Here is a 21,253-nt window from a genome sequence, read left to right on the forward strand (position 1 = left end):
GTAGCGGGCTTGTGGACAAGCCCATGTGAAATCAAGGACCGCATTCACCTGTTCAGCAAAAGGGTCCGAAAAGTAAAACGAGCGTTAATATGCGCTATGAAAACGCGGATTATGTACATCGAAAACAAGGAAACGGGCGAAGCACACATCGGCCGGGTCACGTTTTCGCGCACGATGCAGACGGTTTATTACCAAGACAAAGTCTTGCAGCGGGGCGGGAGTGAGAGCATCAAAGGCAATTTTTTCGACGTCGCTACCAATGAAGAATACTGGGTGTCTGGCCCCAAAAAGCGTGGGGGCGACGCGCATTATGAACGAGTAACCCTGCTCATCGACGAGGACGTGAAAGAAGAGTACTGGACCACCATTCGCGCTCCTCAGTAAAAATCGGGCCTTGCGCGTTCAGCAAAACGGTGGATTAACGCACTGTATTTATTCAGTCCCCAGCAGCCAGTTGGGCAGGTGCACGAACAGGGCGTAGTCCGTCAGTTTTTCCGCCTCCTCGGGGCCGAAGTGCTCGGCGTACAGGATCTGGTTGCGCGTGGTGTTGTAGGTCAGCTCGGCGAAGAAACCACTCGGCATTTGGTACAGGTGCACGGCCTCGTCGACTTCCTGCCAGCGCCGGGCCAGGTAGCGGCCGTGGGCCACGACGGCGGCGATTTGGTCCTCTTCCGACAAGGCGTGGAATAGCGCACGGTTCATGCCGCCAAAGTACGGCCCGCCCAGCAAAACGAGCGTTACTTTAACACCATGAGTAATGATGGACAAACACTCGTTCGAGAATACGTAGACGCGGCCTTAGCCTATTTGGCCGCCCACGAGTTGATGCGGGAGCCCGCATTTATCGTGGATGCCGCTATGCTGGACTCTTCGCAACCGATAACGGCGGGCTTGTTGGGCGACATGGTTGCCTGGAAGCCTATCGCCAGCACCGCTACCGAGGCGGATATCCACGAGTTGGAAGCCGCCATCGGCCACTCCTTCCCGGCGCTGTACGTCGCATTCCTGCGGTACCGCCACTTTTATGAACTGGATGAAGCGGCGGGCATCTCGTTCATCATGCACGACGTCAAAGAGTGGAAAGCAGGCCTGTGGGACCACTACTTCTTTTTACATGAACCGGGCACCCTGCGGCAGCAGGGGTACATTCAGTTCGCGTACGACCTGGACTTGAAGCCCATTTGCTTTGACTTTGCCCACTGCACACCGGACGGGCAGGATTGCGCCGTGGTTCGCGTGCTGGATCTCTACCAAGACCCAGCGCCTACGCAGCGGCTATATGGTTCGTTTTTCGACCTGCTGCTGGACATGCGTGCTGCACAAGTGCAACGAGACGCACTTGACAAGTAAGCTGGCAACTTTCCGAAGGGTGTTCACCTAAACGGTCGTACCGGTAGGCAGAACCGTTTGGTAGCCGCTTCTAAGCGTTTCTAAACGGTTACCCGAACGGTTTACGCGGGGGTATTCTCCCAATTGGGCGGGCGGGCGAACACCTCTTAGTGAGCGGCACCGGTCAGTTAAACGGTCCGAAGCGAAACGCGCTCCGATCAGGGAAAGAAGCTTTATTCAAAATCCTTGGATTTTAGTCGGCGGCTGATGCTTCGGGGAAGTGGCCCCCCACTCCGGTAGGCGCGGTCGGCCTCGTCCTCCTTATTCTCGTTGAAGCGTATTTTCTTGCCAATGCCAATGGCGGCAGGAATGCCGCCGAACACGGCATACGTGAGGGCTACCCGGTGGCGTTGTTCCCCGTGCCCCCAGCAAGTACCCCCCGTGTGATGGCTCCGGTGAAAGCAACGCCAAGGATTATCCACCGGTTACCGCCACGGCGCCGGCGGTCGTACATGTTGCCAAGGGCTTTTAGGGTGTCGCGGCGGCCGACTGACAGTTCCCCAGGAACAGGGCGGGGCGTAGCCAGCGGGGGGGGCGTTTGGGCGTGGGCAGACAACGAGAATAGGCTCAGCAGCAACAGCAGGTAATATTTGGTCATTCTTTCTTGAAAGTAGTAAACGGTTCGGCTGACGAAAGTAGAGGGTGGTTGTCCATCGTAGGCCAGGCAAGGCAGCAACAAGGTATCCGTAACCGAGGCATACAACCAGGCCTAGACGACGCCATGTTTAAGCAAACGGTCCGAATAGTAAAACGAGCGTTCCTTTGATTGCGGTGAATGGGCTGGCCGGGCCCAAACCGCTCGACCAATCCCATGCGCCTTTACGTTGTCTACCTGCTGGCGGCTTTTTTGAGTGTCTGGCTGGTGCTTTTCTACCGCGGCCTCTCGGCTGGATTGGTCAATCCCCTCCCCCTTATTGCGTTCGTCGGGGGCGTGCTGCTCTCGGCCGGGGCGGCCCCGGTCCTCGTCTACCGGGCCCGGGCGGGGCTCTGGCTCGGCACCCTGGGCTATGTCTTGCTGCTGCCCTACAGCGCCGTGTTGTGGGCGTACGTGCTGGTGGACTGGAAGGGGCACTGGCTGTCGCCCGTGGTCCTGCTGCCCGGCGTGCTCGTCTTGGTCAGCAGCTATGCCACGGCCCGGTCCTTGCACCGGCCCTCTACATACTGGTTGCGTTTTCCCGCTGCTGCGTGGGGCAAGCGCGGCCTGGCGCTGCTGCCCTTGCTGCTATGGGGAAGCTATTGCCTGAGCACGTGGGCGTTCTGGTTGTAACGCCCACGCGGCGCGGCTCTCCAGTAGTGAATTCATCTACGACTTCTGTTCAGCCAAACGGTCGGAAATGCAAACCGAGCTAGTGGAACGGCGACACCCGTTCACCCTTGTTCGCCACGACGTGCGGGGGTATTCTCCCACCTCCCCCGGGAGAATACCCCCGCACGTCGTGGCGAACAAGGGTGGCGTGTTGAAAAAAAAGCTTATGTACTATAAAATATTGATAAGCAAACGGTTAACTTGGACTCAAATAGAGGGCAAGCGTCGGCGCATATCAGGGTGATTCCGATAACAATAATTTGCTAATCAATGATTTATGACCTGGTGGCACCGAACTGGACGGATGCGTAGGGATTCGGGCATGTTACCGCTGCGCGCGAAACGCCGTTTCTTATGTAGGATAACGCACTGATTATCAAGGTTCCCAGGCACTTAAGAACCGCCGTTTGGCCGTGTTCGCCGGGCTGTTTCTTATGTGCTGTATCGTCCTGATTACGTACAGTTTACTGTTAATAGAACGAGGCAACGGCAGGCGTTGAAACGCCCGGGGAAACGGACGCGCCGTAGAACACGGTCTAAACCCACGGTTCTTAAGTGGCTGTAGGCCCTGATTACAAGCGCGTTATCCTACTTAAGAAACGGCGCTGCGGCGCGCATGGCCCAACGGGCGACGTATTGTGCGCCACAACCCGTTTCTTACGTGCCGGTAGCCCTTCACTACCAGGACGTTAGGCTACTTAAGAAACGTGCCGTGGCGCGCGGTTCCGGAAAAAACCCGTTTGGCGTCCCTTTCGGACGGTTGTTAAGTGGCTGGGGAGCTTGACCACCAGCGCGTTATCCTACTTAAGAAACGCGCCCCCCAACGCCCCGGTTGGAGGGCCCGAACGGCGTTTCTTAAGTGCCTGGAAGGCCTGATTGCCAACGCGTTATCCTACTTAAGAAAAGACGTCTGGCGTGCCCTGAAAACGAACTTTTCGCTGCACGAAGTAGGGCCACTAGCTGATAGCCAAGTGGTTACCCGTTGTTATTTCGGTTAAAGCAGCCGATTGCATCCACCCGAAATGCCCGTTTTTTGCGTGTATTTATTGATTGCAAACTACTGATAATCAAAATATTATGCCACTTAAGCGCGTGTGGCGTGGTCGTACACCGCAAAAAGGAGAAAATAGCGCCGGCGTTTGCGTTCGCCACCGACGGGCGGGGGGATCCAACTGAAAACACACGTCGTTTTTTCGTTCGATTCCCCGGCGTGCCCCAGACAGCGGCCCTTTCGGGCGTCGTACCTCTGCCGACCACTGGGATACCGAAAGAGGCCTGCCACCACCGTTCGCAAAACCCTTTCGCCGAACGCCCCGAAAATACGGGTTGTTGAGGCCTTTGGCGGGGGTAGCGGGACGGTTCGGGAATGGGTAGAATTTCGAACGAACCATGATGACAGGTCTTTTTATTAACCCATGGAAGCTGGGCGTTTTTGCGGTGGCCAGTGCTGTAAAAACTCAGACAGCAATACCTAATCTTGCTGCAACCCGGTTCGCAAGCGGTGAACGAATACTTTTTGGATACTACCGTTACACGGTGCCTTTGGAAGGGAAATGGCTGGCACTCTACTGCCTGTAGAACCTGTGGCCGCATCTGGCTTCCTTTATTAGTCAGCAGGGGTTACATCCCGGCAGTGACGGCGTTACTTTTGGTAAATTGCCCAAGTCAGCCCCGGGCTGAATGACTTCCCCTATGTCCCAACTGGATTTCTTCGCCAGCGCCCCGACGCCGGCGATTCCTAAGCCTGCTACCACCGTGCCCCAACTTGACCTGAAAACCCTCGAATCCTGGCTCTGGGATTCGGCCAACATCCTGCGCGGCAGCATCGACAGCTCCGACTTCAAGAACTACATCTTCGGGCTGCTCTTCCTCAAGCGGGCCAACGATGTGTTTGAGGAGGAAGTGGACGCCATTGTGGCCCGCGACGGGGTGAGCCGCGAAGACGCCGAGGAAGACACCTACTTCCACATTCCGGCCGAAGCCCGCTGGGCCGAGGTGAAGAAGGCCACCGAAAACATCGGCGTGGTGCTAGACAAGGCCTTTGCCGCCATCGAGCGCGACAACACCCAGCTGGAGGGTGTGATGACGGCCACCAAGTTCGGCGACAAGGAAAAGCTCTCCGACCACACGCTGCAACGGCTGCTGAGCCACTTCAACCGCCACTCGCTGCGCAACGCCGACCTCTACACCCCCGACCTGCTCGGCGATGCCTACGAATACCTCATCAAGCAGTTTGCTGACGACGCGGGCAAGAAGGGCGGCGAGTTCTACACCCCGCGCGGGGTGGTGAAGCTGGTGGTTGGCCTCATCAAGCCCGAGGCCAAGAACCGGGTGTACGACCCCACCTGCGGCTCGGGCGGCATGCTGATTGAGGCGGCGCGCTACATTGCCGAGCAGCCGAACGGCAAGGTGGGCAACAATATCAACGTGTCGCTCTACGGGCAGGAGAAAAACCTGGGCACCTGGGCCATTGCCAAGCTCAACATGCTGCTGCACAATTTCGACAGCGCCGACCTGCGCAAGGGCGACACCCTGGTGAGCCCCGCACACAAGAACGGCGACAACGAGCTGATGCTCTTCGACCGGGTGATTGCCAACCCACCCTTCTCGCAGGACCGGTGGTGGACGCCCGCCGAGGTGAGCCAGGAAAAGAAGCTCGACAAGCACGGCAAGGAGAAGGAAATTGCGCCGAACTACGCCAGCGTGGTGGTCGACAACTTTGGGCGGCTGCACTACGGCATTCCGCCGCGCGGCTACGCCGACATGGCCTTTCTACAGCACATGCTGGCCGTGCTGAAGCAGGACGGCCGCATGGGCGTGGTGCTGCCCCACGGCACACTGTTTCGGGGCGGGGCCGAGGGCAGCATCCGCCAGAAGCTGCTCGAAGCCGACCTCGTGGAAGGCATCGTGGGCCTGCCCTCGGCGCTGTTTTACAACACGGGCATTCCGGCGGCCATCTGGGTGCTGGCCAAAACCAAGACGCCCGCCCGGCGCGGCAACGTGCTGCTGCTCGATGCCAGCCAGGAATTCAAGCCTGGCAAAAACCAGAACGAGTTGGAAGACCACCACGTCGAGCGCGTGTTGGCAGCATACAATGCGGGCCAGGACGAAGATAAGTATATGCGAGTGGTATCGCTGGCTGAAATCAAAGCCAATGATTACAACCTGAACGTCTCTCGATACATTGACCGTAGCGAAGAAGCAGGAAGCATTGACTTGGATTTTGTTAAAGCCTCTTTACAGGAATTGGAAGAAAAGGAAGCAGAAGTTGATGCTAAGCTTAATGCTCTGTTGGAGGAACTAGGGATATGATGAGCTCTAATAATAAGCTTCCGGAGGGTTGGGCATGCGTCACCCTTGGTGAGCTGACCAAAAACGTCAGTATCAAAAACGCAGATAAGAAAGTGGAGCACGTTGTTTCTGTGACTAAGCATAGAGGCATCGTCAACTCACTGGATTTCTTCAAAAAGCAGGTTTATAGTAAAGAACTATCGACTTATAAAATCATCAAGAAGGAGCAATTTGCCTACGCAACCATTCATCTAGATGAAGGCTCGATTGGTTTCCTAGCAGATTACGATGAGGCTGTTTTGAGCCCCATGTACACTGTTTTTGAGGCAAAGAAGAATAAAGTTGATACCCAGTTTCTATTCACTGTGCTTAAATCGGAGCGCCTCATAAATATTTATAACCACATAGGGTTGGGTAGCATAAATCGTCGTAAATCCATTCCTTACTCTGTATTCGCTAAGATTGAAATCCTGCTTCCTCCGCTTTCCGAGCAGCGGAAAATAGCCGAAATCCTATCAACGGTGGATGAGAAAATGGCCGTAATTGACGAACAGCTAGCGCAAACCCAGGAGCTGAAAAAGGGCCTGATGCAGCGCCTGCTGACGAAAGGCATCGGGCATACCGCGTTTAAAGATTCGCCGCTGGGGGAGATACCGGAGAGTTGGGAAGTCAAGCGAATAAGTGAGGTGTCAAGCTATGTTGATTACCGTGGCAAAACCCCTCCTAAAGTGGATTCTGGTGTGTTTCTGGTCACAGCTAGAAATATTAAGAATGGGAAAATCGACTACTCTCTGTCAAAGGAGTTTGTGCCTATCGATGAGTATGATGAGATTATGAGCCGTGGCAAACCTCAAATTGGTGACGTGCTAATTACAACTGAAGCACCAATGGGAGAAGTTGCTGCAATTGATAGAGAAGATATTGCCTTGGCGCAACGCGTTATCAAGTACCGGGCCGATAGTTCACAACTTGATAGCGGGTATTTCAAGTATTTTCTACTTGGACCTCAGTTCCAAACAGCCTTAGATAAAGAATCAACAGGTTCAACAGTGAAAGGCATCAAAGGAAGTAGACTGCACAAAATGCAGTTAATAATTCCTTCTTCCTTGGCAGAGCAGCGCCAAATAGCCGAAATCCTGACCACCGTCGACGACAAGCTGCAAGTCCTCACCGACAAGAAAGCCCAGTACCAGGAGCTCAAGCGCGGGCTGATGCAGCAGCTGCTCACGGGGCAGCGGCGGGTGCGGGTGGCGCAGCCGGAAGCAGCGCTGGCGTAAGCACGCCTTCTAGCCCGGGCGTGCTTCAATCAAGGTTGGACCCAAGCCTTGCGAACCTACAGTTTACCTTAAGCCTCTATGAAGCTACCACTACCCCTTTCTTATGTTGGTGCACTAGGTTGGTGCGTGTTTGCTGGATTGTCACTCGGGTTGGGAGCAACTGTCCGAGCGCAGACCTTTGGGCCAATGACCCCCTATTCGGTTGGGGTTGGCCATGCGCCGTTGGGCATTGCGCTGGCCGATATCAACAACGATGGCCACCTGGACCTCTTGACTGCCAATGACCCAACCCATACCGTGAGCGTACTGCTCGGGCTGGGCAAGGGCTCACTGGGCTCAGCCGCCGCTTTCCCTACCGGGACAGCCGGCGCCGTGGCCCTGAAAGTGGGCGACATCAACCGCGACGGTCGCCCCGATGTGGTGATGGCGGGCAGCACCACGGGCGGTCTGCTGCTGGGCATGCCCAACGGCACGCTCACGCCCCCTATGGCTCAGTTTCCCTTGAACATGACCAGCAATCCTGGCGCCCTGGCCTTGGGCGACGTAGACGGGGACGGCTTTCTGGATATCGTCACGGCGTACGGCGCCAGCACCACCAGCGGCAATTTCGACCAAGCCACGGTGTTGTTGGGCCGCGAGTTTAATGCGTTTGCTCCGGCTGTGGCGTACCCGCTGGCCCCGGGCAGCCGGCCCGAAGCCGTGGCCTTGGGCGACGTAAACAACGACGGTTGGCTGGACATTGCCACGGCCAATGCCAATGGCGATGCCGTTGGGTTGTTGCTGGGCCACGGCAACGGCACGTTCGGCCCCGCGTCGAGCCTCTCGGTGGGGGCAGGCACCGGGCCGCTGGGCATCGCGGTGGTCGACGTAAACGGCGACCTTCGGCCCGACTTGGTCACCGCCAACCACGCCGGGACCGTGAGCGTGCTCCTGAACGCCGGCGGCGGCACGTTTAGCCCCGTGGCCACGTACCCGGTCGGCTCCTTCCCCGTGGGCATCGTGCTGGGCGACGTGAACAACGACGGCTACCCAGACGTCGTGACGGCCGGCTTCGGCAGCAACCAGTTATCGGTGTTGCTTGGCAAGGGCACCGGCGCGTTTGGCCCGGTGACCACTTACGCCACGGGCCCCACGAGCGGCCCGCTCAGCGCTGCCATTGGCGATGTAAATGGTGATGGGGCAGCAGACCTTGTTTCGGCCAACTTTAACGCGGGCAATGCCGGGGTATTCGTGAGCGCAGTGCCCGTGCTCACGCTCACGGGTTCATCCAGCAGCAGCGCGGGCGCACCGCTTACGCTGCAAGGAACCCGTTTGGCCGGTGCCACCCAGGTCACCTTCACCAATCTGGCGCAAGTGGTGACGGCCGTGCCCGCCACCCAATTTACCAGTACCAACTTCACCGGCACACCCAATACCATCGGGCTTACGGTGCCGGCCAGCCTGACGGTTGGCTCCTATCGGGTGGCCGTTGCTACGCCGCGCGGCAATAGTCCCACTGCCAGCTTCACCGTGACTGCTCCGCTGGGGGTGAACAAACGCTTATTAGGGAATTTAATTGATATTTTCCCGAGCCCAGCTCACGCGAGGGTGACCGTGCGGGTGCAACCCCTGACGGGGGTAAGCACCGTTCGCTTAAGTCTGCGCGACGCGCTGGGGCAAACCGTGCGTTTGCAAAATGCGACGCTGTCCCCTGCCGGTCTGCGGCAAGAATTTGACCTGCAGGGTTTGGCTCCCGGGGTGTACCTGTTGCAAGTGCAGGCCGGCACGGCCCTGACGACGCGTCGATTCTTGGTGCATTAGACCGCTTCACTTTCCCTAAAGCCAGATTTGTCACGACCTCTATTCTTTCCACTGCGTGTCTTCTACCCCTGAGTTTCTTACTTCCGAGCAACCGGCGTTGGTGCTGCTGCAAAAGCTGGGCTACCAGCACCTGAGCGGTGCGGCCCTGGCGGCCGAGCGGCCCGATATCACGCAGGTCGTGCTGCCCCAGCGCCTGCGGGCTGCCATTGCCCGCCTCAACCCGCTGCTCGATGCGCATAACCAGCAAAAGGCCTACGACCGGGTAACGTCCGGGCCGGGCTCCTCGCTGATGGAGGTAAACGAAGAAGTGTGGAAGCTGCTGCGGGGCAATGCTGAGTGGTCGCTGAAGCAGGATGTAGCTGGCAAGCCCGAAGACCTGCCCATCCGCTACCTCGACTACCAGACGCCCGCCAACAACGACTGGCTGGTGGTGAACCAGCTCAAGTTTCACGGCAAGGCCGGCAATTCCATCCCCGACCTGGTGGTGTATGTCAACGGCCTGCCGCTGGCCGTGGTGGAGTGCAAGGCCAGCGGCGTTATCAAGGAGCCCATCAGCAGCACCTGGAGCGAGCTGAACTTTTACCAGGGCAATTCCGAGCGGCTGTTTCACTACAACCAACTGTGCGTGGGCGCCTGGGGCGTGGGCGGGCGCTACGGGGCCATTGGCACGCCGCAGCCGTTTTACTCCCGGTTTCGCGCCCCCGACGACGAGCCCGAACTGCTGGCCCTGCTGGGCGGTACTCAGCCCACGGCGCAGGACCAGCTGCTCTTCCACCTCTTCGAGCCCACGCGGTTGCTCGACCTCGTGCGCCACTTCGTGCTGTTCGAACTGGAAGAGGGCGGGCGCGTGGTGAAGAAACTGCCGCGCTACCAGCAGGTGCGGGCCGTGAACAAGACCATCGCCAAGCTCCGGGCCCACCAGCAAGGCGGCGTGGTGTGGCACACCCAGGGCAGCGGCAAATCGCTCACCATGGCCTACCTCACGCGCAAGCTGCAAGCCCAGGAGTACGGCTTCGACAACCCCACGGTGCTCATCCTGACCGACCGCCAGGAATTGGACCGGCAGATTACGAAAACCTTTCGCAACGTCGGCTTCAAGCGCGTGCAGCAGGCCACGTCGGTGCGCCACCTCGACATGCTGCTCCGCAACGACTACGGCGGCATCATCACCAGCACGCTCCAGAAGTTCCAGCAAGCTGACCAAGACGCCCCCGATACCGCCGACGCCTCAGTTGAGTCGGATGACTTGACCACGCCCGTCGATGCCACCGCGCCCGCCCCACGCCCGGGACGCACTTCCCAAGCCATCGAAGGCAATAGCCTCGTCACGGTGGAGGAAGAATTGGTAGCTGGCAAATGGCGGGAAGTCAGCCGCACCACCATCGAACTGGTGCCGCTGAGCCGCAAGCAGAACCTGTACGTGCTGGTGGACGAGGCCCACCGCAGCCACTACGGTTTCCTGGCCGCGTTCATGCGCACGGTGCTGCCGGAAGCCAAGTTCATCGCCTTCACCGGCACGCCCATTTCCAAAGAAGACAAGTCGACGCTGGCTGAGTTCTACGGCCAGGACTATCTCGACGTGTACACCATCGTGGAGTCGGTGGCCGACGGCGCCACCGTGCCCTTGCTCTACGACGCCGGCATTGCCCGCCTCGACGTGAAAAAGGAAGCGCTGGACCAGGAATTTGAAGAGCGGTTCGGACACGAATCCGAGGAGAAGAAGGACAAGCTAAAAGACGAGGCGCTGCTGAAATACCAGCGCTCCGCCGGCCGCATCCGCGACATCAGCCTGCACCTGCTGGAGCACTTTAAGGGCAAGATTTACCCCGATGGGCACAAGGCCCTGCTGGTGTGCTCGGGCCGGCAGGCTGCCCTTGATTACCAGCAAAACATGCTGGCGCTCCGGCAGTCCGGCTTCCACGATTTCACCACGAAAGTGGTGGTCAGCCTGGGCTCGCCCAAGTCGGACCCCATTGCCCGCGATTATTTCGAGCGCCTGGCCTGGAACCGCGAAAACCCGCACGACCCGCTGCCCTTGCTCGTCACGCCCACCGAGGACATCAAAGGCGTCACCGAGGATTTTAAGCTGCCCTTCGGCGATGAGTCGCAAATGGACCAGTCGGGCAAGCGCAAGAAGCACGACAACACGGCCATCCTCATCGTGTCGGACATGCTGCTCACGGGCTACGACGCGCCCATCGCCGCCTGCCTCTACCTCGACAAGCCCTTGAAAGAGCACAACCTGCTCCAGGCCATTGCCCGCGTCAACCGCACTTACAAGAGCAAGGCGGCCGGTTACATCATCGACTACAACGGCGTCACCCAGCACCTCATCAAGGCCCTGGAGATTTTCAGCGGCGACCTGCGCCCCGACGACCTCCTGCGCAACCTGAGCGAGGAAATCCCCCAGCTGGAGCTAAACCACGCCAAGCTGCTGGCCTTCTGCAAGCCCCTCAAGGCCAACAAGGGCTACCAGCGCGAGGCCTTCATCGAAGAGTGCATCCGGTTCATTGAGCCCTTCCACCGCCGCGACGAGTTCAAGGCCTTGCTGCGGGTCTTCAACAAGTCGGTGAACATCGTGCTGCCCCATAAAGCAGCGCTGCGGTACGAAGGCGACTTCAAGCTTTTCAACGAAATCAAGGTGCGCGCCCGCAACACCTACCCCGATGACGAAGAGCTAAAGGTGAGCCCCGACGAGAGCAAGATGCTGCAACAACTCATCAACGACCACCTCACCTCTCAAGGCGTACAAAACCTGCTGGCCGAGCCCGTCAGCATCATCGACCGGGAGCAGTTCAAGCAGGAAATCCTGAACGCCTCGCCCGGCACCAAAATGCTGAAGATGCGCAATCAGCTCAAGCACGTCATCCGGCTGGGCATGGACCGCAACCCCGATTACTACAAGCCCCTGGCCCAGCGCCTCGAAGAGCTGCTGAAAGAATACGAAGCCCAGCGCATCGACCAAGCGCAGCTATTGCTGGCATTCACGCAGTTGCAGGACGACGTTATCAACGAAAACCAGGAGGGCAACGCCCACGGCTTCCTCACCGAAGGCCAGGTGGCCGTATTCAATTCGATGAAAACCGTCTTCGACGGCGAGGCCGCCACTGCCACCACCAAGCTGTTTGAGCTGGTGAGCGGCGAGCTGGAAATCGTGGGCTGGCGCGACAAAGGCGAAGTCCGGAACGACATGGAAAGTAAAATCCGCAAGCTGCTCGTGGGCAAGCTGGATCGTTCGGAAGCGCGCCTGAAAGCCCGCGACTTGGTCGAAATCCTCCGTAAAAATTAGCCAAATGCGCAGCGTACAATACGGCGACCGCACCATTGCTTACTCCGTGCAGGAGCGCCCCGACCTCAAGGCCCACTACCTCAGCGTCGATAAAGACCAGGGCGTGGTGCTGAAAGGCTTGCGCCTGCCCGCCCCCCAGTCCGATAAACTAGTGCTCCGCAAAGCCCGCTGGATTCTGGAGAAGTTGGCCCTGGTACAAGCCGTAGCCGCGGAAGACATCGTAACGGGCTCCCGCATCACCTACCTGGGCCGGCAGTACTACACCGAAGTCGTGGTTGATGAAGCCGAGCCCAAGGCACGCATCACCTTCAACCACTCGCGCTTCCGCATTCACGTCAGCCCGGCTGTTGCCGACCGGCAAGCCGCCATTCAACAGGCGCTCACCGCCTTTTTTCGAGCCAAAGCCGAGGAGAAGCTTACGCCTCGGGTGCGGCAATGGGCGGCTAAAACGGGGTTGGCTTACGCTGATTTCAAGGTTCGCACGATGGAAAAGCGTTGGGGCAGCTGCACCGGTGCCAATACCATTTTGCTGAACCCGAATGTGGTAAAACTGCCCTATACATTGATTGACTACGTCATCGTGCACGAGTTGTGCCACACCAAGGTTAAGGACCACTCCAAAACCTTCTGGACGGAACTGAGCCAGCATTTGCCCCAATGGAAGCAATTAGACGCGCAGTTACAACTATTTAAGTAGCAGAAGGAGGAAATAGTCGATGTAAGAATTTGAGTAAGCGGGTAATTAACCTGTTTTACGTGCTGTAAACGTCCTGTCAAATAACAATTACTTCAACTCCCTATAAACGAAAACCTCCATCGTTGCCGGTGGAGGTTGTTTTCGTGTAGATTATTTCGTGTTTGCTCTTCTCGATCGTGTAGTTTGGTAGATTCAGGTACTTGGAATAAAGTTTGAATCGTTCTTCAACCGAATGCGGTTGTTTGATGAAATGCAATACAATGTCAGGTTTTATTTCTTCAAAAAACTTCCTTTTGACGGAAAACACAATTTGCCAAAGTGCCGCTTTGATTGCTTTTGGATACCTGCTAAGATTGCTAGGTATTTTCCGTCCCTTCTTGAAGAAGAGGAACTCACTACCATAAACCAACCGGCCTTCAAAGTCCACTGATTCTACTGTGTACGACTGAATTAGCACATCAAAATCTGGGTGCAAATCACTTATATCGTATTCAAGGCTGCCGCCACTTACATCCCAATCACATGCTAGGATGCGTTCTTCTAAAAATACAAGCTCGCTCATGCGTTCGTCAATAGGCGAAGAGCTTGCTTTTGGATTCGTTCGGCACCATTCAGCCCAGTGTCCTTACGCAACTTTTCATAGCGACTTACTACGCTAGCAGCAGCGTATTTACGCCTTGCTTCTCGTAAAGCCTGCTCGTTTTCTGGGAATAATTTCTCAGTATTCTTCATTTTCGGTCTCCTTATGACAGGCATAGCCTTCTCCTGAACGAAGGGAAGCTGCGAAAAGTTAATCACTTACTTACGAAGTTACAAACAACAAAGTAAATTGGTGATTTACAGGCCCAGTTCCTTGGCCGCGTTGTGCTGGCGGACGTTATCCAGGCGGGTGTAGCGGCGGATCATGGCCGAGGTCTTGTGCTTGGTCTGGTTCATGACCTTGGAGTCGTCGGCCCCGTTGAGCTTGGACACCGTCACGAACGAGGCCCGGAGCGAGTGGGCCGTGTAGGGCGCCCCCAGGTGCTGCTGGACAATGAGGTTGATGTACTTGGTCGTCATCCGGCGGGTGGTCAGGCGCTGGTGTTTGCGCAGGGAGACGAACACACATCCCGCGTCCCGGTCCAGCACCCGCAACCAAGCTTGGAGCGCGCGAATCGGGCACAGGGCCGGGTCGGGGGAGTAAAAGATGGCCTTCTCTTCGGCCTGGCCCAGCTGGTTGGTTTTGCTCTTGTCCAGTGACACGACGAGGCCCTCCTCGTCGAAGGCCAAATCCTCGATGTTCAAGGCTTCCAACTCGGACCGGCGAAAGGCCCCGGTAAAGCCCAGCAGCAGCAGCGCCCGGTTGCGCAGCCCGGTGGGCGTCGAGACGTCGATGGCGCGGATGGTGCGCTTGAAGCTGGCCAGCGTAAAGGCCGCCGCTTGCTTGATGCGGGTCTTTTTCTCCCGGGCGATGCCTTTCAGCAGCACCTTGATCTTCTTATCCGCGGTGGGCGAGTCGTGGCCGGCCAGCGCGTGGGCCTTGGCGATGGCCGCGGCGTGGCGCTGAATGGTGGCCACCTTTTTGCCGGCGTCGGCCAACTCGGTCAAGAAACCGGCCAACGCGTCGACCGGCGCGGGCAAGGACGCCAGCTGGTGGAGCGCGCACCAACTGGTAAACCGTTTCCAGTCCCCGGCGTAGGCGCGGACGGTGTTGGCCGCCCCGCGCAGGCCGGTTTCGACGTAGCGGGTGGAGGAAGCGAGCAGGTGCGCCGGGAGCTGGGCGTTGGGCAGGGATGGTGCAAGAACTTCGGACGACACGGAGCAGGCAAAACAGCCCGCAAGTGTCGGGCTTTTCGGGGGCAAGATAGGGAACGATAATGGGGTGTTATCAGGCCTTATTAGCCCAATCAAAGTAGCGCCCCCCTCTACTTATCGCTCCCTGTCTGAAGCTTAGTTGCTGTAGTTCCTTATGTGCTGCTTTGGCAAGAGGGACCGGCTGCCCCATGCCGGAGTTGTCAGGCTTCCGCCTGGACGGGGCGATGAACGGAAAGCGGACAACAGGACTAGCCCAGGTACGATTTCAGCGACTGCGAGCGCGAGGTGTGCTGCAGGCGCCGAATGGCCTTCTCCTTGATCTGCCGGACTCGCTCGCGGGTCAAGCCAAACTGCTCGCCGACTTCCTCGAGCGTGCGCGCGGCCTGGCCATTGAGCCCGAAATGGAGCGTGAGGACGTCGGCCTCCCGCCGGGTCAGGGTCGAGAGCGCGCGCTGCACCTCCCGGCGCAGGGAGTCCCGCAGCAAGCCGGCGTCCGGCGTGTCCGCCGCCTCGTCCCCCAGCACATCGAGCAAGCCATTTTCCTCGCCCTGCACGAAGGGCGCATCCATCGAGACGTGGCGGCCCGAGATTTTCATGGTGTCCGTCACTTCGGCGGTGCTCAACTCCAGCAGCTCGGCAATCTCGTCAGCCGAGGGCTCGCGCTCGAACTTTTGCTCCAGCTCGGCGAACGAGCGGCTGATTTTGTTGAGCGAGCCCACCCGGTTCAGGGGCAGGCGCACGATGCGGCTCTGCTCGGCCAGGGCTTGCAGGATGCTCTGGCGAATCCACCACACGGCGTAGGAGATGAACTTGAAGCCCTTGGTTTCATCGAAGCGCTTGGCCGCCTTGATCAGCCCCAGGTTGCCCTCGTTGATGAGGTCGCCCAGCGTCAGGCCCTGGTTCTGGTACTGCTTGGACACCGACACCACGAAGCGCAGGTTGGCCTTGGTCAGCTTTTCGAGGGCCATCTGGTCGCCCTCGCGGATGCGCTGGGCCAGCTCGACTTCCTCGTCAATCGACACCAGGCTCACTTTGCCAATCTCCTGGAGGTACTTGTCCAGCGACTGGCTTTCGCGGTTGGTGATCTGTTTGCTGATTTTGAGCTGTCTCATGCGGGAACGGTGCGGCTTAGGAGGGGAAGAGCCCCCTATAACTCCCGGTGTGGCGGCTTGGTTCGACGGCCCTGGCGGCGATGCTTCGCTGAAGGGAGTCCGTTTGGGGCAAAAGCCTGACCGACTGAGGTCATTCAGGATGAATCAACTGCTATTTAGCGCTACCCACGTAACATTGGCGGAGCCACGTTTAACTAACGTTATAATCTTTTTCCTTGAGCCATTCAACCGAGCAGCACCTAGCGCCGGAACGCTTGGCGGACCCTGTGGCTGTGCTGCGGCGGGCCCATCCCCATTTCCTCGTAACTTATACTGGCCCCTCCCCACCCCAGCCGCGTAATGGGTCAAATTCTCCGGCCCTTCTTGGCATAAGTTTTTCGAACCATTGATTATGCGTTCAACAGCGCATGTATTCAGCTTTTCTTCCCTGTGTGCAGCTATGTAGATTGACTACAGTTCTAGGATACCAATCATTCGAGTATGAGCTATGGCCTGTTTATGGAAGGTTTTGCCGAGGCAAACAATATTCGTCTTCCCTATGGACCGCTTTGCATGTATGTTCAGTAAACTCGAATTCCAACATAACTAGTGCTTTTCGCTTCGATTAATGACTTACAGGCAGGAACCAGTTTCTGCCTGCATTTTTGAAAAGACCATAAATGCGTGTTCTGAAGGATTCAGGGTCTTTTCAGTTCTTGCAAGTAATAAAATAATTACTTGAAGCACATGTATAACATTTATTACATGAATTGCTTTTATTACATGTAATAAATGTACTTATTTTATTACTTGTTTTAGAAGCAGTGCTTTGCATACATTTGTTGCTGTCAATACTTCTACAGTAAGCACTGCAATCTATGAAAGCAAAAAAGACCGGCCCGCCGCCAATGCGGGTGTTGGCCATAACTAATAACAAGGGGGGGGTTGGGAAGACCACCAGTGCCGTCAGCATCGGCGCAGCGCTGCAACGTCAGGGAGCCCGAGTGCTGATGGTGGACCTAGACATGCAAGCTAATCTAACCAACAACCTTGGCGGCGAGTTGGAATTGGCTTTGCACGTGGGGGACGCACTGGTAGGGGCGGTGCCATTGGCTGAAGTGATTCTCACCACTGAGGCCGGATTGGATTTGGTGCCGGCCGATTTCCGTCTAGCCAGCTACGAGCCTATCATCTACAAGCAGAAGGACTACCATACGCGGCTAGCTACGGCCTTGGCAACAGTGCAGGGTACTTACGACTACGTGGTGGTCGATTGCCCGCCTTCGCTGCAGACTTTTACCTATATGGCTTTGGCGGCGGCCGACGCATACCTGATTCCCACAGAGCCGGAGAAGTTTGCCTTCGATGGTCTGCGCTTGGTAAAGGAATTAGCTGACCAAATTGAACGACGTATCAACCCTGGGCTGCAGTTCCTGGGCGTATTCTTCACCCGCTACAACGCCAAGCAACGCAATTCCATGCACGCGGCAGTGGTGCAGGCCGTGCGGGAGGAGTACGGTGAGGAATCGCTGCTGCCCAGTGTGCGGCGCGACGCAGCTGTAGTGCAGTCTCAAGTACACGTAAAGACCATTTATGACCACAAACCGGACTCTAATGCAGCGATGGATTATGCTGCTTTGGCCGAAATCGTCCGGGCCAAGCTGGCCTAATTCATGACCAGCCTCCATTATCTATCCCACCTCATTTCAAAATTCTAATGAACACGCCTCCCAAAGCCACTCAGGATGCTGTCTCCATGCTCCGCAAACCGGGCACCAAGGCCCAGCCCTCGCACCAAGCGCCGATAGGCTCGCCTAAGCCCGGAAAACGGGTTTATTCGCCTTTTAGCTCGCGCATTACAGCTGAGAACCAACTGTGTCTAGAGCAACTGGCCTATTGGAGCCGCGAAGCGAAGGTGGATATCCTCAACGATGCACTTGAAGCCTATTTTGCTTCGCGGCCGGACAGCCATGAGGCAATACCTGCCAAGCAACGGTAACAGTAAGGAAGCTAACACATTGTTTTACAGTAGAAAATGGTATAAAAAGCGCCGGCGAAAATTTCACTTTTGTGCTTTTTTTTACCTTAAAAGCTTCTCTTATCTGCTACAAAAAAGACGTAGTCTTAAAAAAATAAAGCTGCTTTATTCTTATTAGTTTACTATTATAAAGTATTATAGGTGCCGTAACTACTTGATTGCCAATGCACCCAGAGGGTCATCTGCTACAAAAAAGACGTGTATCTGCTACAAAAAAGACGTTGTGAGCAGTATATCTGCTACAAAAAAGACGTGTATCTGCTACAAAAAAGACGTTGTGACAAATTCACCTGCTACAAAAAAGACGTGCTGCTACAAAAAAGACGTTTAAATGGAAAGTCTTGATAAAACTGTGGCGCAACACAATGCGCTCATAAACGCCCGTTTCAGCTTTGTGCCGCTACAGATGCGCCTGTTTTTGGGGCTGCTGTCGCGTATTAGGCCCGATGACACCGACTTTAAGGAGCACTTCGTTCCCTTGAACGAGCTGGTGTTTGACCGTCGGGGCGGGTCGGCCTATGAGCAGGTAGATGACATGTGCAAGAAGCTAGCATCATTCACGCTATACATCGAGGACTTGGAGGAAGGTACCCGGCGCCGACGCCGCAAGCCCAGCTTTACCTACATCCCGCTGATGTCAGAGGCCCGCTACACGGCTGAGCAGGGGGGAGTGCTAGCAAGTTTCAACCCCAAGATTATGCCCTATCTGCTTCAATTGCGGGAAAGCGGCAACTTCACCACCGCAGATTTGAAGGAGGTGCTAAAGCTGAAAAGCCCACACGCGTTGCGGATTTACTGGCTGCTGAAAGAGTACGCGGACTTTGGCCGGCGCACAATGACGGTGGAGCAGTTGCGCTTTGTGCTGGACGTGCAGGAAGGAGAGTACCCCCGTTTCAGCAACTTTAAGGCTCGCATCTTGGACAAGGCACAAAACGAACTCGCGGAAACCGACATGCCGTTTACGTTCGAGCTAGAACGGGAAGGGAAGGTAGTAGAACGCATCAAGTTTTTGTTTCATCTGGCGCTATCTGCTACAAAAGAGACGTTGCCCACGGCGGAGGCGGAGTGGGGCGCGGCACTCGCCCAAATTGGGCTCAATGCCCGTAGCATCGCTCGCATCGGGCAGCAACTAGCGGAGGGCGACTACGACCTTGGATACGTCGATTTTGTTCTTGACCGCATCCAGAAGCAACATCAATTGGGCAAGGTCAAGCGCATGGCTGGAGCTATTTATAAAGCTTTGGTGGAGAAGTACTTGTTGGAGGACTATCAAGAATTGCTGAAAGCAAGGGAAACGAAGAAAAAGCCCAAAGCAGTGGCCGCTAAACCGGTAGAAGTGGCTGCTTACAGAATTGCCGAAGTGCGAGAAATGTATGATAACCCCGGGCCGTATGCAAAGCTGTTGGAGCGCGCCCCAACATTTGAAGAGCACCTGCAGCAAATCTATTTCAACCAAGGATTCGCGTACGAACAACGGGACGGTGAAGAGTGGCTGGTGAAGCAATAGACCGGACTATTATGCATACCACATCCTACCATCCCGACGTTCTCGGCTTACCTTTTGAGCAACTGGTATTGCCACAATTGCCCGACTACGAAGGCGCCGTGCAAAGCACGCTGGTCCGGCTCAGAAACTCGACTCATGGTACGAAGGCAGTGCTATACCTGCATGGTTTCAACGATTATTTCTTTCAGGAGGAAATGGCTCGGCGTTACCAGGAACATGGGTACCGGTTCTACGCCCTAGACTTGCGCAAGTACGGGCGCTCATTGCTGCCACACCAACTCGCCAATAACGTCCGCGACTTGCGCGAATACTACGCCGATATCGACGCTGCTCTGGCCGTATTGCGTGCGGAAGGCTGTGCAATGGTGATTCTCAGCGGCCACTCCACTGGAGGCCTGATAGCGGCGCTATATGCGCAGGAAGGGTCCCAACGTCACACCTTAGCAGCACTGGTACTCAACAGCCCGTTCTTGGCCTTCGCTCAAGGCTGGATGGCCCGGCACCTGGCAGTACCGTTTGCGGCGGCGGTGGGTCGGTTAGCGCCCAACTTAAAAGTGCCGGGCAGCTTGCCCATCCATTACGGCGCCAGCTTGCACCGGCAGTACCGGGGCGAATGGGGGTACGACTTGGCGTGGAAGCCTGTGAAAGTATTTCCCATTACCATGGGCTGGTTACGGGCCATTCACACTGCCCACCGACGCCTTCAACGCGGCGAAGAACTCACTCTACCAGTACTGGTGCTGCACTCTGACCGCTCCGTGCGCGGGAACGGTTGGAGTGAGGAATACTTCTGCGCCGACGGCGTGCTCAGAGTGCGCGACATTGAAACGCTTTCCCCTCGGCTCGGCAAGCGCGTTACCGTAACCAGCATTGCAGGCGGCATTCATGACTTAGTGCTCTCGCCTTTACTAGTGCGTGAACAGGTATATGAGAAGATGTTCACTTGGCTCACGCACACACTTGGATAGGATAATCTAGCTTATGTCCGCCCGGGCTTGGGCTCAGCATCGGCCACGTTGGGAAGTGCCACGGCCCGGGCGCAGCGGGCCCATGAGCCAGTAGGGGAGGAGCGAGGAGCCGTACTATCATGTCTGGTACGCTGCTTCCGATGGAGCCTGACAATGCGCACCCGTACGGAATGTCGAGGTAGCAGAATAATAGAACTAAGCGCTTTAAGCCAATTTTCAATCAACTGTAATCACAGTTGATTGAAAATTGACGATAGTAAACCGAATCGACCCTTTCGCTGTACCATTTTCCTGCTCGTGCTAGTTTTGTCGAGGGGGCTGGCGACTGCCGCCCTGTTCCCGTACCCGTCCACAAAGGCCCCCACGCACCATCCCTTCCGATGCTTCGTCGACTCGTGCGACCCCGTTTTTGGGGGTGGTTAATTCTTCCATTCCTCTTTGTGCAGACCCGGGGCTTTTACACGAGCACGCCGGCCACCCGCGTTCCGTATCACTTGTTCGACAACGGCGGCGCGCACCTGGTCCAGCCCTGGGGGGCCATCGCCCCGCTTCGGCGAATGCTGCCGTATTACATCAACCACTACGGGGCGTTCGGCCTCAACTTCAGCCCGCAGGCCTTCGGCGTCGTGGAGGACACCATGCTGGCCCTGCCGTTGGTGGTACTGGTCATCTACGCCCACAAGTACCTGTGGCCGCGGTTCCTCCGCTGGAATCCATGAACTTGCCCCAAGGGGCACACATCGAGCCGGCCGAGCACCTGACGTGGGCAGGTAAGGGTGTTCAGACAATGTGCTCGTTTGGGTAAA

Annotated in this window: 18 protein-coding genes; 13 read left to right on the forward strand and 5 right to left on the reverse strand. The window is 56.8% G+C overall.

The window, feature by feature from the left end; translation table 11 throughout:
• Nucleotides 1-96: 96 nt before the first annotated feature.
• The gene (locus tag I2I05_RS20500) at nucleotides 97-384 is read left to right on the forward strand and encodes a 1-deoxy-D-xylulose-5-phosphate synthase (protein ID WP_196284136.1); all 288 of its coding nucleotides are present in this window, start codon (nucleotides 97-99) and stop codon (nucleotides 382-384) included.
• A gap of 48 nt (nucleotides 385-432) precedes the next feature.
• On the opposite strand, the gene I2I05_RS20505 is transcribed toward I2I05_RS20500, so the two are convergent.
• The gene (locus tag I2I05_RS20505; protein WP_196284137.1) at nucleotides 433-768 is read right to left on the reverse strand and encodes a hypothetical protein; all 336 of its coding nucleotides are present in this window, start codon (nucleotides 766-768) and stop codon (nucleotides 433-435) included.
• On the opposite strand from I2I05_RS20505, the gene I2I05_RS20510 reads away from it, so the two are divergent.
• On the forward strand, nucleotides 751-1,350 hold the full coding sequence (locus I2I05_RS20510) for an SMI1/KNR4 family protein (RefSeq protein WP_196284138.1): 600 nt from the start codon (nucleotides 751-753) through the stop codon (nucleotides 1,348-1,350). The two genes, I2I05_RS20505 and I2I05_RS20510, sit on opposite strands and share 18 nt — an antisense overlap.
• A 376-nt stretch (nucleotides 1,351-1,726) precedes the next feature.
• Here the strand turns inward: I2I05_RS20510 and I2I05_RS20515 are convergent, their stop codons facing one another.
• Nucleotides 1,727-1,987, reverse strand: coding sequence for a hypothetical protein (locus I2I05_RS20515; protein ID WP_196284139.1), 261 nt, complete (start codon nucleotides 1,985-1,987; stop codon nucleotides 1,727-1,729).
• Nucleotides 1,988-2,200: 213 nt separating this feature from the next.
• Here I2I05_RS20515 and I2I05_RS20520 point away from each other — a divergent pair, with 213 nt between their 5' ends.
• From I2I05_RS20520 to I2I05_RS20545, 6 genes are all read left to right on the forward strand, one after another.
• Entirely contained in the window at nucleotides 2,201-2,656 is a 456-nt protein-coding gene (locus I2I05_RS20520) for a hypothetical protein (RefSeq protein ID WP_196284140.1), read from the forward strand.
• 1,731 nt (nucleotides 2,657-4,387) lie between these two features.
• Nucleotides 4,388-6,007 (forward strand): type I restriction-modification system subunit M, encoded by a 1,620-nt coding sequence (locus tag I2I05_RS20525; protein ID WP_196284141.1) that lies wholly within the window; start codon nucleotides 4,388-4,390, stop codon nucleotides 6,005-6,007.
• Nucleotides 6,004-7,263, forward strand: coding sequence for a restriction endonuclease subunit S (locus I2I05_RS20530; protein ID WP_196284142.1), 1,260 nt, complete (start codon nucleotides 6,004-6,006; stop codon nucleotides 7,261-7,263). Before I2I05_RS20525 ends, I2I05_RS20530 begins: the two co-directional genes overlap by 4 nt.
• 186 nt (nucleotides 7,264-7,449) lie before the next feature.
• A complete protein-coding gene (locus I2I05_RS20535; RefSeq protein WP_196284143.1) occupies nucleotides 7,450-9,063 on the forward strand; it encodes a T9SS type A sorting domain-containing protein in 1,614 nt (537 codons plus the stop codon).
• Between the two features lie 55 nt (nucleotides 9,064-9,118).
• Nucleotides 9,119-12,352 (forward strand): type I restriction endonuclease subunit R, encoded by a 3,234-nt coding sequence (locus I2I05_RS22405; RefSeq protein ID WP_196284144.1) that lies wholly within the window; start codon nucleotides 9,119-9,121, stop codon nucleotides 12,350-12,352.
• A 4-nt stretch (nucleotides 12,353-12,356) separates the two neighbouring features.
• Nucleotides 12,357-13,049: a M48 family metallopeptidase gene (locus I2I05_RS20545; protein ID WP_196284145.1), complete on the forward strand. Its 693-nt coding sequence runs from the start codon at nucleotides 12,357-12,359 to the stop codon at nucleotides 13,047-13,049.
• A 100-nt stretch (nucleotides 13,050-13,149) separates the two neighbouring features.
• On the opposite strand, the gene I2I05_RS20550 is transcribed toward I2I05_RS20545, so the two are convergent.
• The 3 genes from I2I05_RS20550 to I2I05_RS20560 form a co-directional block, all read right to left on the reverse strand.
• Nucleotides 13,150-13,611 (reverse strand): hypothetical protein, encoded by a 462-nt coding sequence (locus tag I2I05_RS20550; RefSeq protein WP_196284146.1) that lies wholly within the window; start codon nucleotides 13,609-13,611, stop codon nucleotides 13,150-13,152.
• Between the two features lie 275 nt (nucleotides 13,612-13,886).
• Nucleotides 13,887-14,846 carry a tyrosine-type recombinase/integrase gene (locus I2I05_RS20555; RefSeq protein ID WP_317192388.1) on the reverse strand — a complete coding sequence of 320 codons (960 nt, stop codon included), beginning with the start codon at nucleotides 14,844-14,846 and terminating at the stop codon, nucleotides 13,887-13,889.
• 245 nt (nucleotides 14,847-15,091) lie between these two features.
• The gene (locus I2I05_RS20560; RefSeq protein WP_196284147.1) at nucleotides 15,092-15,955 is read right to left on the reverse strand and encodes a sigma-70 family RNA polymerase sigma factor; all 864 of its coding nucleotides are present in this window, start codon (nucleotides 15,953-15,955) and stop codon (nucleotides 15,092-15,094) included.
• Between the two features lie 857 nt (nucleotides 15,956-16,812).
• On the opposite strand from I2I05_RS20560, the gene I2I05_RS20565 reads away from it, so the two are divergent.
• The 5 genes from I2I05_RS20565 (at nucleotide 16,813) to I2I05_RS20585 (ending at nucleotide 21,166) form a co-directional block, all read left to right on the forward strand.
• On the forward strand, nucleotides 16,813-17,604 hold the full coding sequence (locus tag I2I05_RS20565; protein ID WP_196284148.1) for a ParA family protein: 792 nt from the start codon (nucleotides 16,813-16,815) through the stop codon (nucleotides 17,602-17,604).
• A gap of 47 nt (nucleotides 17,605-17,651) precedes the next feature.
• A complete protein-coding gene (locus tag I2I05_RS20570; protein WP_196284149.1) occupies nucleotides 17,652-17,933 on the forward strand; it encodes a hypothetical protein in 282 nt (93 codons plus the stop codon).
• Nucleotides 17,934-18,303: 370 nt separating this feature from the next.
• Nucleotides 18,304-19,479 (forward strand): replication initiation protein, encoded by a 1,176-nt coding sequence (locus I2I05_RS20575; protein WP_196284150.1) that lies wholly within the window; start codon nucleotides 18,304-18,306, stop codon nucleotides 19,477-19,479.
• 11 nt (nucleotides 19,480-19,490) lie between these two features.
• On the forward strand, nucleotides 19,491-20,447 hold the full coding sequence (locus I2I05_RS20580) for an alpha/beta hydrolase (protein WP_196284151.1): 957 nt from the start codon (nucleotides 19,491-19,493) through the stop codon (nucleotides 20,445-20,447).
• A gap of 440 nt (nucleotides 20,448-20,887) precedes the next feature.
• Complete coding sequence (locus I2I05_RS20585) at nucleotides 20,888-21,166, forward strand: hypothetical protein (RefSeq protein WP_196284152.1); 279 nt, start codon at nucleotides 20,888-20,890, stop codon at nucleotides 21,164-21,166.
• Nucleotides 21,167-21,253: the final 87 nt, after the last annotated feature.

Source organism: Hymenobacter jeongseonensis (assembly GCF_015694725.1).
Classification (GTDB): Bacteria; Bacteroidota; Bacteroidia; order Cytophagales; family Hymenobacteraceae; genus Hymenobacter; species Hymenobacter jeongseonensis.